Here is a 13,314-nt window from a genome sequence, read left to right as displayed (position 1 = left end):
GCGTCTTGCGGGAGAGGCCTAGACGAGCACGAGCCCTTGCCGCATGGCGATTGCTATGGCGTCTGTCCGGTTGGCGGCACCGAGTTTGATCAGGATGGCGGCGACGTGGAACTTTGCCGTGTGGACGGAAATGTTGAGCCGCCGGGCGATGACCTTGTTCGGCGCACCTTCGGCCAGCAGCGCCAGCACTTCGGCCTCCCGCGGCGACAGAGCCGGACGAGGCTGGTTGTCGTCAGGCGTCTCTTCCCCGGCAAGCTCGTCATCATGGAAATCGTCATGCAGGACCTTGGACGGCGGCGCCTTGCCGACGCGGTAGCCTGAGGCCGCCAATCGCGCCGCGGCGGCGATCAGCAGGCCATCTGCGGAGGTGGGCAGCACGGCCAGCACATTGTCCGCCACCCGCTCGCTGCCCACACGCCTAGAAAGCAGGACTATGGGCGTGGCCGAACTGACGACCCGGCTTTCGAGGCCAGCCTCATCGGCGATGGCGACATCCGCCATCTGGCCGACGCCGCTTCCGGCCAATGCGGGCGCCAGATCGTCGCTCGCGGCCAGCGCATCGGCAAGCTGCTCGGCCCGCTGGGCATCGGCGAGCGCGACAAGCACCGTCAGCCGGTGGCTTGCCGGCTCTGGTCTCGCGATCGTTTGTGCTGCGCTGCTTGCCATCGGCCCTCTCAGCTCAGCGGCTTCTCGCCGATGGTGATCGACACGTCGCGCTCAGCGCCGCCGCTCGAAACGCCGAGCGTCACGGTGGTGCCGGCGCTGTCCGGTCCGAGCTTGCGGATCAGCTCGCGCGGGCCATGTACCGCCTCGCCGTTCCAGGCGACGACGATGTCGCCGACATGCAGGCCGGCGGCCTTGGCCGGGCCGTTATCGTCGAGGCTCATCACCATGGCGCCTTTCGTGTCGCCGTTGCGGATCGGATGCAGCCCGGCGCCGAGATAGCCGCGCGCGACATGGCCCTTCTCGCGCAGCGTCGCGACAGCACGCTCGATGGTCTCGTAAGGCATGACCAGCGCGCGCCGGCGCGGCCCGAACAGAAGCATGCCGATCAGGCCGCCCTTGGCGTCGAGCACCGGCCCGCCCTCGAAGCGCCCGCCGGTGTTGATGGCGAGGTTGATGCGCCGGTCGATCGTGCCGCCGCGCATCGAGCGCCAGGCCGGCCCGACCTCGCCGACCGTGCCGAACACCGCAAGCGCGGCGCCATCACTGTTGCCGGCGGCGATCGCGATATGGCCGGGCCGCACGGCGCCGGCCTGAGCCAGCTGTGGCAAACCGGCAGTGGCGGAAGCCGGCTTCAGCAGGGCTACGCCCGTTGAGGGATCGCGGCCGACAAGCTCTGCCTTCATGGCTTCACCGGAGGCCAGCGTCAATTCGATCTCCTCGCCGGCTTCAACCGCTTCCTCGGCGGTGACGAAGAAGCCGTCGCTCCAATGGAAGGCGCTCGCGGTGCGGTGGTGGTGCGTGACGAAGCTCGCCACTGCCGGAGCAGCAGCCGCCGCGACATCGGCGATCGCGTCGGAAAAGGCACTGAGGTTGAAGTCGCTCATAAGACTGTCTCCTGGGTTCGGTGACCCAGATATCGCTCCGGAACGCCGACGGGGGTACTCGCCTGACGGCTAGTCGCCTGCCGGACTGGCCATATGGTCAGGTCGCGGCAATCGCGACCGCTCCGCACATATAGTCATCATTTTCGCCAGATCACACGGGAGCCCGCCGATGGCTTTAGCGGCCGAAAAACTCCAATCCGACGACGCTCAGCTCGATGCCTATTCGTCAAGTGTCGCCGACGCCGTCGACCGCATCGGACCGGCGGTCTGCCGCATCGAGCGCATCGGCGCCGGCGGTCACGGCTCCGGCTTCGTCATCGCGCAGGATGGGCTGGTCGTCACCAATTTCCATGTCGTCGGCGATGCGCGCGCCGTGCGCGTGACGATGCCGGACGGCGCTTCGCGCGAAGGCCAGGTGCTCGGCCGCGATCCCGACACCGACATCGCGCTCGTTCGTGCCGACGGCAGCTTCGCCGACATCGCGCCGCTCGGCGATTCCAAGCGCCTGCGCCGCGGCCAGATCGCGATCGCGATCGGCAATCCGCTCGGCTTCGAATGGACCGTCACCGCCGGCGTCGTCTCCGCGCTCGGCCGCTCGATGCGCGCTTCGACCGGCCGGCTGATCGACGACGTCATCCAGACCGATGCCGCGCTCAATCCCGGCAATTCGGGCGGACCGCTGGTGTCGTCTGCCGGCGAGGTGATCGGCGTCAACACTGCCATGATCCATGGCGCGCAGGGGATCGCCTTTGCGGTCGCCTCCAACACCGCCAACTTCGTCATCTCGGAAATCATCCGCTTCGGCCGCGTCCGCCGCGCCTTCATCGGCGTCTCCGCCGACACGACCAACCTGCCGCGCCGGGCGGCACTCCTGTCGCAGGTGACCACGAACACGGCGGTGCGCCTGCGCAGCGTCGAGAAGAACGGTCCCGCGGCCAAGGCCGGCCTGAAGGAAGGCGACATCATCGCGGCAATAGACGGCCGGCCGGTGACCGGCGTCGACGACCTCGTGCGCATGCTCGACGCCGAGCGTATCGGTCGCGAGACGCTGTGCACGGTCGTGCGGCGTACCGGCGTCAGCCAGGTGGCGGTGACGCCGGTGGCGCGGACGAACTGAGAACCCTCGCGCGGCTCAGTTGCCGGCCGCACCTTCCGCGTACTGCGCTAAAAATTCCTCGCTTGGCGCAATCGGCTTGATGACGTCGATCAGCACGCCGTTGGGATCCCTGGTGATGAAATGGCGCTGGCCGAAGGGCTCGTCGCGGAGCGTGCGCAGGATCGGCAAGCCCGCGGCAACAACCCGCTCATAGACAGCGTCGGGATCGCGCACCTCGAAATTGATCAGCAGGCCGGATGCGCGACCCCGCCCCTCCTCCGGGATTGTCTCATGGTCGCCCTGGACGATGCCGAGATTGACGCGCCTGTCCTCGCTGGAGCGCAGATGGACATACCAGTCGCTCTCGAACAGCGGCTCGAAGCGGAAATGCTCGACATAGAAATCCGCGGTGCCTGCGACATCGCCGGTCATCAGCACTGGATAATAGCTTGTCGTCTTCATCTTTCCTTCTCCTCTCATCCAACATACAGTCTGTATGTAAGCTCAAATAACATACAGGCTGCATGTATGCAACAAGGGTCCGGACGTCGCTCCAACCGCGACCGCACCGAGGCGACGCGCGCCGATCTGATCCGCGCGGCGCGAAAGCTGTTTACGGAAAAATCCTATGCCGAGACCGGCACGCCGGAGATCGTCGCCGAGGCCGGAGTGACGCGGGGCGCGCTCTACCATCACTTTGCCGACAAGCAGGCGCTGTTCGCGGCGGTCGTCGAGCAGGAGGCAGCGTCCGTGGCGGCGGAGATCGACCACGCCTCCCCGCCCTCGCTCTCCGCGCGCGATGCGCTGATCGCCGGATCGGATGCCTATCTGGCAGCGATGCGCGCGCCCGGCCGCACGCGTCTCCTATTGCTTGACGGGCCGGCCGTGCTCGGGCGCGCGGCCATGGACGAGATCGACAACCGCTACGGCAACCGCTCGCTGCGCGAAGGCTTGGTCGCAGCGATGCGCGCGCAAGCAATGACCAGATTGCCGGCCGAGGCGCTGACCGCGCTGCTGGCGGCCGCCTTCGACCGGGCGGCTTTGGCCATCGAGGCCGGCGCGTCCGCCGCGGATTACCGCGCGGTGCTGATCGCGCTCATGGACGGCTTGTCTCCGGCCCCTCCTCGGTCCACACGCCCGGCTCCATCTCGTTGAAGCAGCCGAGTTGCCGCTTGAACTCGTCGATCAGCCAGGATGCCGCCGGCTTAGGGCTGCGGTCGGCCCGGTGCATGGCATAGAGCGGCGAGCGCACCTCGCGATAGGGCTCGAGATCGAGTTCGACCAGCCGGCCGCTGGCAAGGTCGTCGGCGATCAGCCAGCGCGGAAGGCCGCCCCAGCCAAGGCCTTCGCGCATCAGCGCATGCTTGGTGCGCACATCCGTCAATCGCCAGGTCCGATAGGCAAACACGCCATAGTCGCGCCCACGCGTCCGCTCCGATTGGTCGGTGACGACGAGCTGGATATGCTCGCGCAGGTCCTCGACGGCCACCGGCTTCGGCAGCTTGGCCAAGGGATGGTCCGGCGCCGCGGCCGGCACCAGCGAGATGAAGCCGATGCGCAGCAGATTGACGTCGGCATCGCCTTGCAAGCCGCCGAAGCCAAGATCCGACTGGCCGCTGACGACCTGGTCGATGATCAGGCCGAGCGAGCCGATATAAAGCCGCAGCGTCACCGCCGGGAACTGGGCTTCGAAGGCCTTGAGCACGCGCACCAGCGCGGGTGAAGGCAGCGCCACGTCGACCGAAACCGCCACCTCCGCCTCCAGCCCTTGCCGGTAACCGTCGGCGCGCGAACGGATACGCTGTAGCACGCCGATCATGCGCCGCGCATCCTCCAGCATCGCCTTACCGACATCGGTCAGTTGCGGCTCGCGCACACCTTCGCGTTCGAACAGTTTCAGGCCGAGCTGTGCTTCGAGATTGGCGATGCCGTAGCTCACCACCGACTGCGCCCGGTTGAGCTTGCGGCCCGCGGCCGAGAAGCTGCCGGTATCGGCCACCGCCACCAGGATTTGGAGCTGATCCAATGTCGGATTCGGTTGCATGCTCATATCATCCATTTTATTGATGGATTGTATACATATTATACCAGTTATCCTGATAGAGCGGCAATCCCATATTGGCGGGGAAAGTTCAATCCAACCCCAAGGGGACACCGCCATGTCTATTCTTCTCGTTACGTCCAGCCCGCGCGGCGACGCTTCGCACTCGACCCGCGTCGCCACCGATCTTGCCCAGAAGCTCGTTGCCGCCGATCCGTCGAACACGCTCGTCGTGCGCGATCTGGTCGCCAATCCGCTGCCGCATATCGATCCTGATTACGCCACCGGCATCTATACGCCCGCCGAGGCCCGCACCGCGCGCCAGGCCGAGGTCGTCGGCGTTTCCGACGCCGTGCTCGACGAGGTTTTCGCCGCCGACACCGTGATCCTCGCCACCGGCTTCATCAACTTCAACATCTCATCGACGTTGAAGTCGTGGGTCGACCACGTCGCCCGCTCGGGCAAGAGCTTTGCTTATGGCGAAGGCGGTCCGAAGGGCCTCGTCAACGGCAAGAAGGTCTATATCGTGCTCGCTTCCGGCGGCATCTATTCGGAAGGCGCCGCAGTGCAGATGGACCATGCGGTCCCCTACCTGCGCAGCGTGCTCGGCTTCCTCGGCATGACCGACGTAGAAGTCATCCGCGTCGAGGGCGTCGGCATGGGCGCTGACGCCGTCACCGCAGCCCTTGCCAAGGCCACCGCCAAGGTCGACGCGATCGCGGCCGCCACCGCCGACCACGCCGCCGTCGCGGCCTGACCGCCAACGCCGGAAAATGAGATAGGCAGGCGCCCGCCAGCGCCTGCCTCTTTTTGCGTCTGGTCTTTCTATTGCCCTTCCTAAGTGGGGAGCACCACGGGCGGATGGCGGTTCTCGCGCAGGATTAGTCCCAGGCTGTCATCCAGCGCCAGCTTCATGGCGCCGAGCGCGGTTCCGACATCTTCCAGCGTGCTGACGGCGATCGGCGTCGGCGCAATAAAAAAGCTGGAACGACTTTTTCTCCCCGCTGGTCCTGATCACGTCCGACAATTTGAAGACACTGCCGCAAGGGCTGACCGTGTTCGTCGGCGAATTCACCACCGACTGGGGGTGCTGTTCACCGGGCTGACACTGGCGGCGCTGCCGATTACGCTGCTCTACATCGTGCTGTCGAAGCAGTTCATCTCCGGCATCACGCAAGGCGCGGTCAATAGGCGGGCCGTCAAACAAGACGCGGTCACAGCGAGTCAGGGCATCAAATGGCGAACCAGAACAAGATCATCATCACCTGCGCGGTAACGGGTTCGATCCACACCCCGTCAATGTCGCCGCATCTGCCGGTGACGGCCGAGGAGATCGCGACCGCGGCCATCGAGGCGGCCGAGGCGGGTGCGGCGATCGTCCACCTCCATGCCCGTAATCCGGTCGACGGACGCCCCGACCAGTCGACCGAGGCCTTCGCGCCTTTCCTGCAGGTCATCAAGCAGCGCTCCAATTGCGTCGTCAACATCACCACCGGGGGCGCCGCGACGATGAGCGTGGAGGAACGCGTCAGGCCGGCGAAGGTGTTCGCTCCGGAAGTCGCGTCGCTCAACATGGGGTCGATGAATTTCGCGCTGTTCCCGATGCTGGAGCGCTTCAAGACCTTTGAGCATGATTGGGAGCGGCCCTATCTCGAATCCTCGCGCGACCGCATCTTCCGCAACACCTTTGGCGACATCGAGCACATTTTGCGCACCTGCGCCGACAACGGTACGCGCTTCGAGATCGAGTGCTACGACATCGGCCATCTCTACACGCTGGCGCATTTTGTCGACCAGGGCCTGGTCAAGGCGCCGTTCTTCGTCCAGAGCGTGTTCGGCATCCTCGGCGGCATCGGCACGCATCCGGAAGACGTCGCGCATATGAAGCGCACGGCCGACCGCCTGTTCGGCAACGACTACCACTGGTCGGTGCTGGGCGCCGGCCGCCATCAATTGCCGATCGCCACGCAGGCTATCGCGCTGGGCGGCAATGTGCGGGTCGGCCTCGAGGACTCGCTGTGGATCGGCAAGGGCAAGCTCGCCCGCTCCAGCGCCGAGCAGGTGACCAAGGTGCGCCAGATCATCGAAGGCCTCGGCGCCTCGATCGCCACGCCCGACGAGGCCCGCCAGATCCTGCAGCTCAAGGGCGGCGACAAGGTCGCGTTCTGAGCGAGATGAAAGGGCAACGAGCCGCCGTAATGGCTAGCCGAATATCCGCTCGCCCTGCTCGTCGACCAGTTGGATGCCCTTCTTGATCGATATGTCGACGGCATCGTCCAGTCCGGCGAAGCGGTCGGCGCGGATGAAGCGGTGCTCCTTCATCACGCCGTCCACTTCCTTCGAGACGACGCCGCAGGTCTGGTACTGGCCTTCGGCCTTGTAGGGCGTCGCGCTGATCAGGAATCCCTTGTGTTCGACCTGCTTGGCCGGCTTGGCGGAACCGGTCTCCGTCGCCTCACTACTGCCGCCGCCAAAAAGCTTTTTCAGAAAAGACATTTTTCAAAACTCCCATTCACGCGGGCACCCGAGGATTCACGGCGCCCCTGTTCATTCGGACTTTGTCTCAGCATGCGCGAATGCGCCGCCGTGTTCCAGTCCCTTGACGAAAACGCCAACCAAGAGCTCGATCTGATGCCAGATCTCCTCGGCCTGCCTGCTGTTCGAATTCGCCACATAGCCGCTGGTCACGATGCCATGCACGCTTGACCACAAGGCCCTCGCCGCAAGCGCCCGGCGATCATCGTCGAGGTCGAAATCGCCTGCCTTGAGCACGCCGGCGACGATGTCGAAAAGAGCGTCGAGCAGCGCGTCATAGGCATCCGGGCCGGGTTGCGTCGCGCGGCGGCGGTTGAAGGCAAGCACCGCCGGCCAACTGCCGGGATGCGCCTCGACGAAACGCACATAGGCGGCGGCCATCGCCAGGATGCGGTGCCGGACATCGGTCACCCCTTGCCTTTCGAGATCGGCCATCGCTGCGATACCTGTCGCGCCGAGCCGGTCGAGCAGCCGCATGTTGACCGCCCGATGCACCTCGTCGAGATCGGCGAACAGGTTGTAGACGGATCCGACCGAGATACCGGCCTGCTCGGCGATGGTGCGCGCCTTCAGGTTGTCGGCGCCGCCCTCGTTGAGCAGCGCCTCGGCAATGGCGAGCACCTTCTCGCTCATCTCTTCCTTGTCCAGCGCCATGCTCTTTCCTGTCCTTATGTCCGGAGTCGGCAAACCCGGTTCGGAATGCATTCCATTCGCTTGCGTTTACCATGTCCAGCGTCTCGTGAACAGCGTTCAAAATAGACCTTGAACAATGTTCATTTCCTGTTATGTTGAATTTGTGAACAGCGTTCACGAAAACAGGGAGAAGACCATGCTTAGCCTGATCAAGACATTGCTGGACGGCGCCAGCGCACGGGCCGAGGACAATCTGAAAGACCGCTTCGCCATCGACCTCCTGGCCCAGCGCATCCGCGACGCGGAGGCGGGCCTCGCCGCCGCCAAGCAGACGCTCGGCTCGCTGATCGTGCGCCAGCGCTCAGAGCAGACCAGCCTCGACCAGCTCGACCGCCGCATCGCCGACCTGGAGACCCGCACGCTCAGCGCGCTTTCGGCCAACAACCAGGCGCTTGCCGAAGGCGGCGCTTCAGCGATCGCCGAGCTCGAGAACGAGCGCGAGATCCGCCGCGCCACCGTCAAGAGCCTCGGCGAGAAGACCTTGCGGATGCGTCTGTCCGTAGAGCAGGCGCATCGCCGCATCATCGATCTCAACCAGGGCATGATTTCCGCCAGGGCGATCGATGCCGAACGCAAGGCGCAGTCGCGCCTCAACCGCTCGATCGGCCGCACCGCCAGCATCAACGAGGCGGAGGACCTGCTCGCCCGCATCAAGGACAGCTCCGACCCGTTCGAGGAGGCCGGTATCCTCGACGAGATCGACGGCGAGCTGCGCCATGAGGCGATCCGCGAGCGCCTCGCCGAAGCGGGCCACGGACCGGCCACCAAGGTGCGCGCCGAGCACGTCCTGGCACGCCTGAAATCGCTGAACTGAACCCGTAATTTCCCCAGACAGATCAAATCAGATCAAACCGAAGGAACGCTACGATGAACGGCAATCAGACCTACATCCTGTTCAACACCGTGTCGGTGGGCGCCGCCTATTTCATGCTCGGCCTGTCGCTGTGGCTGGCGCCGGTCGACCTCTCGACCAAGGGCTACTGGGCGATGGGCGTGCTCTTGCTCACCGGCAGCCTGGTGAACCTGGTCAAGTACCGCACCGACGAGCGGATCGCGGCCGAGACCACCGCCAAGATCGAGAAGGCGCGCAACGAGAAGCTGATCAGCGAATATGTCGGCAAGGAATAATCCCCTGCCCGATCTCTGACTGAATGCAAGAGGCCCGGATCACTCCGGGCTTCTTGGCTTTCCAAATCAAATGCCTTAGAGCAATTCCAGGAAAGGTGTGAGCGGTTTTCCGTCCGGAATTGCGTAAAAACAAAGGGATAGAGCGGTTCGCCGTTTCCGTGAAACGGTGAAACGCTCTAGCGGCGCGACAGCGCCTCGATCGCCTCGGCGGCGTCTTCGAGGATGCTGATTGCCTCGGCCTGCTTGTCTTCCGGTGCGTCGGCGATGTCGCCGAGCGCGGCGCGCAGCCGATGGCGCAGCGCCCGGAACCGGTCGCGCGTTTCCGAACGGCCGCGGCGCCCCTCGTCCTTGTCATCGCCCCAGCCGAACCACTCGCGCGCCGCGGCCATCTTGCGGCCGAAACGCTCGAGATGCTCGAGCACGCTGTCGATCATCTCGCGGTTCTCCTCGAGATGCGCCTTGCCGGCCTCGGTGATCGAAAACACCTTCTTGTTGCCTTCGCTGGACGACACCGCGTAGCCCGCCTCCTCCAGGAAGGTCAGGGTCGGATAGACCACGCCCGGGCTCGGGCTGTAGATGCCGCTGGTGCGCTCTTCCAAGGCCTTGATGATGTCGTAGCCGTGGCGCGGCGCATCGGCCAGCAGCGACAGCGTGATCAGCTTGAGATCGCCGTCGGCCAGCATGCGCCCGGCGCGGAACATGTCACCCGGGCCGCCGCGTCCGCCGCCCCTGCCGCCATGGCCGAAGGGGCCGAAGCCGCCGCCACCGCGGCCACCGAATTTGCCGGCCATATGCATGAACATGCGCTCGCCGAAGTGGTTGTGTCTGTGCATGGATTGCTCCCTGAGTTATATCTTACGATACATCGTAAGTAAGGCGCACCTTTCGCGGAGTCAAGATATATCTTACGATGTATCGCAGGCTGCACCAAGACCCGTCGCATGTCGCGGTGATGCGAGAGGCGAAGCCGCCTACCAAAGGCCCTTGCGCCGATTCCAGGCGTAGAGAAGGTCCGCGAAACGGTTATAGGCAAAGCGCGTGAGCGGCAGCGCGACGGGGTTGCCGAACAAGCTCGCCAGCCATCCCTCGCCCGGCGTGATCCGCCACACCGCGATCGCCACGTCGGCGCCGACCAGCAGCCGTCCGCCGGCATCGGTCGCGTGCAGCCGCCGGCGAATATCCTCGAGCGAGGCGCCAAAGGCAGAGAGCGCCTCAGGTTCGAAATTGATGTCGCGGAATTCCACGCGGCCGGCCTTGACCGCTTCGACCAGCCGCCGCCTCTGGTGGTTGATGCCGGCATCGCACACCGGACAGCGTGTGTTGTACCAGACGGTGAGCAAAGGCTTCGGCATGGCGCGACTATCGGGAATGCGGCGCGGCTTCGCAACAGCCACGCCGATCCCTAAAGCATGTCTCCCGAAAGTGGTCCCGGTTTCGGGACAAAGACATGCTTAAGATCAAAGACTTAAAGCAGGTTGCGTGAATCCTTTTTCACGCGACCTGCTTTAAGTCGCCTTACCCAAGCGAGCTGATGATCTCGCGATAGGCGAATTCCGGGAATGCCTTCATCGTCCGCGTCTTGACGTTGCCGCCCGACGACAACAGCAGCGCGAAGCGGGCGAGCACCGCATCGTCCGGGGCTTCGACGATGGCGACCATGTCGAATTCGCCCATGGTCAGGTAGAACGATTTGAACGAGCCGCCCATTTCCCCCAGCAGCTTCTTGGCGGCATCGAGCCGTTTGGGTGACTCCCGCACATTCTTGGCGCCCAGTTCGGTCCAGTTGATAAGCACGATGTAGGTTGTCATGGCACACCTCCCTCCGGGGCCACGGTGCGGGCGCCTGGCCATTGACGGCTGGCGTCGGGCGGGCATCCGGCTTGTCGCCCATAAATGCATCCGACCCCGAATTATCCTCCTGTCCAGCGAACCCGGCAAGGCGGCAGGCCGGAAATACAAAAAGGGCGCCGTGGCGCCCTTTCGATTTTCGTATGGATGCGTTTCCGCTCAGCTGTCGAGGAAGCTTCTCAGCTTGCGCGACCGGCTCGGATGCTTGAGCTTGCGCAGCGCCTTGGCCTCGATCTGGCGGATACGCTCGCGGGTGACCGAGAACTGCTGGCCGACTTCTTCCAGCGTGTGGTCGGTGTTCATGCCGATGCCGAAGCGCATGCGCAGAACGCGCTCCTCGCGCGGCGTGAGCGAGGCCAGCACGCGCGTCGTCGTCTCGCGCAGATTGGCCTGGATCGCCGCGTCGATCGGCAGGATCGCCATCTTGTCCTCGATGAAGTCGCCCAGATGCGAATCCTCCTCGTCGCCGACCGGCGTTTCGAGCGAGATCGGCTCCTTGGCGATCTTCAGCACCTTGCGCACCTTTTCCAGCGGCATGGCGAGCTTCTCGGCCAGCTCCTCCGGCGTCGGCTCGCGACCGATCTCGTGCAGCATCTGGCGCGAGGTGCGCACGATCTTGTTGATCGTCTCGATCATGTGCACCGGAATGCGGATTGTGCGCGCCTGGTCGGCGATCGAGCGGGTGATGGCCTGCCGGATCCACCAGGTGGCGTAGGTCGAGAACTTGTAGCCGCGGCGGTACTCGAACTTGTCGACCGCCTTCATCAGGCCGATATTGCCTTCCTGGATGAGATCCAGGAACTGCAGGCCGCGGTTGGTGTATTTCTTGGCGATGGAGATGACCAGGCGAAGGTTCGCCTCGACCATTTCCTTCTTGGCGATCGCGGCTTCGCGCTCGCCCTTCTGCACCTGGTTGACGATCTTACGGAATTCCAGGATCGAGATCGCCGTTTCGGTGGCGAGGTTCTGGATCTCGGCGCGCAGCTCCTTGATCGCATCCTTCTCGTTCTTGGTGAACTCCTTCCAGCCGCGCGAGGTCAGGTTGGCGATCGAGCGGGTCCAGTTCGGATCGAGCTCGGAGCCCTGATACTCCTTGAGGAATTCCTCGCGGCGCACGCCATAGCTTTCGGCGAGACGCAAGAGCTTGCCCTCGTTCTGCACCAGGCGCTTGTTGATGTCGTAGAGCTGCTCGACCAGCGCCTCGATGCGCGCGGCATTGAGCGACAGCGACTTCACCGCCTTGATCAGCTGATCCTTCAGCTCCTTCAGGCGGCGGTCCTGGCTGGGCGAGAGCGTGCCGGCGGCGGCCAGACGGTTCTCGACCTGCTGGTCCTGCAGCTTCCTGAGCTTCTTGTAGGTGTCGGCGATGACGTCGAGCGTCTCCATTACCTGAGGGCGCAGTTCCGCTTCCATCGCGGCCAGCGACAGGCTCGCCTCGTCCTCGTCGTCTTCCTCTTCCTCAAGCCCGCGCGTGTCGCCGCCGACATTGGTGATGTCGTCTTCTTCCTCGCGCGCCGCCGCGCGGCCGCGCGGCTTCTCTTCGGGCTTGGGCGCTTCCTCGATGCGTTCGACGACGGGCGCCTGCTTGGCCTCGGGGCCGGCATAGGTCGCCTCGAGGTCGATGATCTCGCGCAGCAGGATCTTCGATTCGTTGAGCTCGTCGCGCCAGATGATGATGGCCTGGAAGGTCAGCGGGCTTTCGCACAGGCCCGCGATCATCGTTTCGCGGCCGGCCTCGATGCGCTTGGCGATCGCGATTTCGCCCTCGCGCGACAGAAGCTCGACCGAGCCCATCTCGCGCAGATACATGCGCACCGGATCGTCGGTACGGTCGGTCGGCTCTTTCTTGGCGGGCGTCGCGGCGACGGCGGTGCCGGTCTGCTCGGCGAGTTCGTTGGCGTCTTCCTCTGCGTCGGCGGCCGGCTCGGCTTCGGTCTCTTCACCCTGCTCGTCGTCCTCGACGACGTTGATGCCCATGTCACTGAGCATCGCATTGATGTCTTCGATGCGGTCCGGATCCGTCTCTTCAGAGGGGAGCACCGCGTTTAGCTCGTCGAGCGTGACATAGCCGCGCTTCTTCGCGGCCTTGATCATCTTCTTGACAGCATCGTCGGAAAGGTCGAGCAGAGGGCCATCGGTGGCGCCTTCGCGTTCGGTCTCGACCTCTTCCTTTTCCTTTGTCGCCATTCTTTGTCGTCTCCAAGCGGCCGAATATCGAGGCCGCGTAAACTGTCGGACCGGTTAGGCCTGATGCGCTCGCACCGGAACGCTTTTTACCGGCCCGGCAACCGCGTCATCTCTTTTGTTTTGTGCATCTCGTTTGCCCCAAACCGGTTTCCACTTTTGGGCGACATGCATTAAGTCCAGATTAACCCTGATATCTGGAGCAGGCGTTTTGCCTGTCCAGCCGTCACCGGCACCTC

17 protein-coding genes are annotated in these 13,314 nt (G+C 64.5%); 7 read left to right on the top strand and 10 right to left on the bottom strand.

Annotated elements, in window-relative coordinates; all coding sequences use genetic code 11:
• Nucleotides 1-18: 18 nt before the first annotated feature.
• Nucleotides 19-666, bottom strand: coding sequence for a helix-turn-helix transcriptional regulator (locus RFM52_RS22315; protein ID WP_320293506.1), 648 nt, complete (start codon nt 664-666; stop codon nt 19-21).
• An 8-nt stretch (nt 667-674) separates the two neighbouring features.
• Nucleotides 675-1,550 (bottom strand): S1C family serine protease, encoded by an 876-nt coding sequence (locus RFM52_RS22310; RefSeq protein WP_320293505.1) that lies wholly within the window; start codon nt 1,548-1,550, stop codon nt 675-677.
• Nucleotides 1,551-1,719: 169 nt separating this feature from the next.
• Here RFM52_RS22310 and RFM52_RS22305 point away from each other — a divergent pair, with 169 nt between their 5' ends.
• On the top strand, nt 1,720-2,667 hold the full coding sequence (locus tag RFM52_RS22305; RefSeq protein WP_320293504.1) for a S1C family serine protease: 948 nt from the start codon (nt 1,720-1,722) through the stop codon (nt 2,665-2,667).
• 15 nt (nt 2,668-2,682) lie between these two features.
• On the opposite strand, the gene RFM52_RS22300 is transcribed toward RFM52_RS22305, so the two are convergent.
• Entirely contained in the window at nt 2,683-3,108 is a 426-nt protein-coding gene (locus RFM52_RS22300; RefSeq protein WP_320293503.1) for a VOC family protein, read from the bottom strand.
• Between the two features lie 66 nt (nt 3,109-3,174).
• On the opposite strand from RFM52_RS22300, the gene RFM52_RS22295 reads away from it, so the two are divergent.
• Nucleotides 3,175-3,801, top strand: coding sequence for a TetR/AcrR family transcriptional regulator (locus RFM52_RS22295; RefSeq protein WP_320293502.1), 627 nt, complete (start codon nt 3,175-3,177; stop codon nt 3,799-3,801).
• Here RFM52_RS22295 and RFM52_RS22290 read toward each other — a convergent pair.
• The gene (locus RFM52_RS22290) at nt 3,743-4,690 is read right to left on the bottom strand and encodes a LysR family transcriptional regulator (protein ID WP_320293501.1); all 948 of its coding nucleotides are present in this window, start codon (nt 4,688-4,690) and stop codon (nt 3,743-3,745) included. The genes RFM52_RS22295 and RFM52_RS22290 overlap by 59 nt on opposite strands.
• A gap of 115 nt (nt 4,691-4,805) precedes the next feature.
• Here RFM52_RS22290 and RFM52_RS22285 point away from each other — a divergent pair, with 115 nt between their 5' ends.
• The 3 genes from RFM52_RS22285 (at nt 4,806) to kce (ending at nt 6,856) form a co-directional block, all read left to right on the top strand.
• The gene (locus RFM52_RS22285; RefSeq protein ID WP_320293500.1) at nt 4,806-5,444 is read left to right on the top strand and encodes an FMN-dependent NADH-azoreductase; all 639 of its coding nucleotides are present in this window, start codon (nt 4,806-4,808) and stop codon (nt 5,442-5,444) included.
• A 156-nt stretch (nt 5,445-5,600) separates the two neighbouring features.
• Nucleotides 5,601-5,963 carry a hypothetical protein gene (locus tag RFM52_RS22280; protein ID WP_320293499.1) on the top strand — a complete coding sequence of 121 codons (363 nt, stop codon included), beginning with the start codon at nt 5,601-5,603 and terminating at the stop codon, nt 5,961-5,963.
• Nucleotides 5,924-6,856: a 3,5-dioxohexanoate:acetyl-CoA acetone transferase gene (gene kce / locus RFM52_RS22275; protein WP_320293498.1), complete on the top strand. Its 933-nt coding sequence runs from the start codon at nt 5,924-5,926 to the stop codon at nt 6,854-6,856. The genes RFM52_RS22280 and kce overlap by 40 nt, the downstream gene beginning before the upstream one ends.
• A 33-nt stretch (nt 6,857-6,889) precedes the next feature.
• Here the strand turns inward: kce and RFM52_RS22270 are convergent, their stop codons facing one another.
• Nucleotides 6,890-7,183, bottom strand: coding sequence for an HlyU family transcriptional regulator (locus tag RFM52_RS22270; RefSeq protein WP_320293497.1), 294 nt, complete (start codon nt 7,181-7,183; stop codon nt 6,890-6,892).
• A 51-nt stretch (nt 7,184-7,234) separates the two neighbouring features.
• Nucleotides 7,235-7,876: a TetR/AcrR family transcriptional regulator gene (locus RFM52_RS22265; protein ID WP_320293496.1), complete on the bottom strand. Its 642-nt coding sequence runs from the start codon at nt 7,874-7,876 to the stop codon at nt 7,235-7,237.
• A 175-nt stretch (nt 7,877-8,051) separates the two neighbouring features.
• On the opposite strand from RFM52_RS22265, the gene RFM52_RS22260 reads away from it, so the two are divergent.
• Both RFM52_RS22260 and RFM52_RS22255 read left to right on the top strand, forming a co-directional pair.
• On the top strand, nt 8,052-8,729 hold the full coding sequence (locus RFM52_RS22260; RefSeq protein ID WP_320293495.1) for a PspA/IM30 family protein: 678 nt from the start codon (nt 8,052-8,054) through the stop codon (nt 8,727-8,729).
• A gap of 53 nt (nt 8,730-8,782) precedes the next feature.
• Nucleotides 8,783-9,043 (top strand): YiaA/YiaB family inner membrane protein, encoded by a 261-nt coding sequence (locus RFM52_RS22255; protein WP_040996673.1) that lies wholly within the window; start codon nt 8,783-8,785, stop codon nt 9,041-9,043.
• Nucleotides 9,044-9,219: 176 nt separating this feature from the next.
• On the opposite strand, the gene RFM52_RS22250 is transcribed toward RFM52_RS22255, so the two are convergent.
• The 4 genes from RFM52_RS22250 to rpoD all read right to left on the bottom strand — a co-directional run bounded on the left by RFM52_RS22250 (nt 9,220) and on the right by rpoD (nt 13,078).
• Complete coding sequence (locus RFM52_RS22250) at nt 9,220-9,876, bottom strand: PadR family transcriptional regulator (RefSeq protein WP_320293494.1); 657 nt, start codon at nt 9,874-9,876, stop codon at nt 9,220-9,222.
• Between the two features lie 138 nt (nt 9,877-10,014).
• Nucleotides 10,015-10,395, bottom strand: coding sequence for a thiol-disulfide oxidoreductase DCC family protein (locus RFM52_RS22245; protein ID WP_320293770.1), 381 nt, complete (start codon nt 10,393-10,395; stop codon nt 10,015-10,017).
• A 163-nt stretch (nt 10,396-10,558) separates the two neighbouring features.
• Entirely contained in the window at nt 10,559-10,852 is a 294-nt protein-coding gene (locus RFM52_RS22240; RefSeq protein ID WP_320293493.1) for a GYD domain-containing protein, read from the bottom strand.
• 198 nt (nt 10,853-11,050) lie between these two features.
• Nucleotides 11,051-13,078, bottom strand: coding sequence for an RNA polymerase sigma factor RpoD (rpoD, locus tag RFM52_RS22235; RefSeq protein ID WP_320293492.1), 2,028 nt, complete (start codon nt 13,076-13,078; stop codon nt 11,051-11,053).
• Between the last annotated feature and the right edge of the window lie 236 nt (nt 13,079-13,314).

Origin of the sequence: Mesorhizobium humile (assembly GCF_033977215.1) — a bacterium.
Taxonomy (GTDB): Bacteria; Pseudomonadota; Alphaproteobacteria; order Rhizobiales; family Rhizobiaceae; genus Mesorhizobium; species Mesorhizobium humile.
Note: the sequence above shows the minus strand (reverse complement) of the source record. Positions and strands in the feature narration are given on the sequence as shown.

Bases quoted from the DNA above. Each gene is read 5' to 3' on its own strand.
- RFM52_RS22315 (WP_320293506.1), bottom strand. From the start codon at position 666: ATGGCAAGCAGCGCAGCACAAACGATCGCGAGACCAGAGCCGGCAAGC.
- RFM52_RS22310 (WP_320293505.1), bottom strand. From the start codon at position 1,550: ATGAGCGACTTCAACCTCAGTGCCTTTTCCGACGCGATCGCCGATGTC.
- RFM52_RS22305 (WP_320293504.1), top strand. From the start codon at position 1,720: ATGGCTTTAGCGGCCGAAAAACTCCAATCCGACGACGCTCAGCTCGAT.
- RFM52_RS22300 (WP_320293503.1), bottom strand. From the start codon at position 3,108: ATGAAGACGACAAGCTATTATCCAGTGCTGATGACCGGCGATGTCGCA.
- RFM52_RS22295 (WP_320293502.1), top strand. From the start codon at position 3,175: ATGCAACAAGGGTCCGGACGTCGCTCCAACCGCGACCGCACCGAGGCG.
- RFM52_RS22290 (WP_320293501.1), bottom strand. From the start codon at position 4,690: ATGCAACCGAATCCGACATTGGATCAGCTCCAAATCCTGGTGGCGGTG.
- RFM52_RS22285 (WP_320293500.1), top strand. From the start codon at position 4,806: ATGTCTATTCTTCTCGTTACGTCCAGCCCGCGCGGCGACGCTTCGCAC.
- RFM52_RS22280 (WP_320293499.1), top strand. From the start codon at position 5,601: ATGGCGCCGAGCGCGGTTCCGACATCTTCCAGCGTGCTGACGGCGATC.
- kce (WP_320293498.1), top strand. From the start codon at position 5,924: ATGGCGAACCAGAACAAGATCATCATCACCTGCGCGGTAACGGGTTCG.
- RFM52_RS22270 (WP_320293497.1), bottom strand. From the start codon at position 7,183: ATGTCTTTTCTGAAAAAGCTTTTTGGCGGCGGCAGTAGTGAGGCGACG.
- RFM52_RS22265 (WP_320293496.1), bottom strand. From the start codon at position 7,876: ATGGCGCTGGACAAGGAAGAGATGAGCGAGAAGGTGCTCGCCATTGCC.
- RFM52_RS22260 (WP_320293495.1), top strand. From the start codon at position 8,052: ATGCTTAGCCTGATCAAGACATTGCTGGACGGCGCCAGCGCACGGGCC.
- RFM52_RS22255 (WP_040996673.1), top strand. From the start codon at position 8,783: ATGAACGGCAATCAGACCTACATCCTGTTCAACACCGTGTCGGTGGGC.
- RFM52_RS22250 (WP_320293494.1), bottom strand. From the start codon at position 9,876: ATGCACAGACACAACCACTTCGGCGAGCGCATGTTCATGCATATGGCC.
- RFM52_RS22245 (WP_320293770.1), bottom strand. From the start codon at position 10,395: ATGCCGAAGCCTTTGCTCACCGTCTGGTACAACACACGCTGTCCGGTG.
- RFM52_RS22240 (WP_320293493.1), bottom strand. From the start codon at position 10,852: ATGACAACCTACATCGTGCTTATCAACTGGACCGAACTGGGCGCCAAG.
- rpoD (WP_320293492.1), bottom strand. From the start codon at position 13,078: ATGGCGACAAAGGAAAAGGAAGAGGTCGAGACCGAACGCGAAGGCGCC.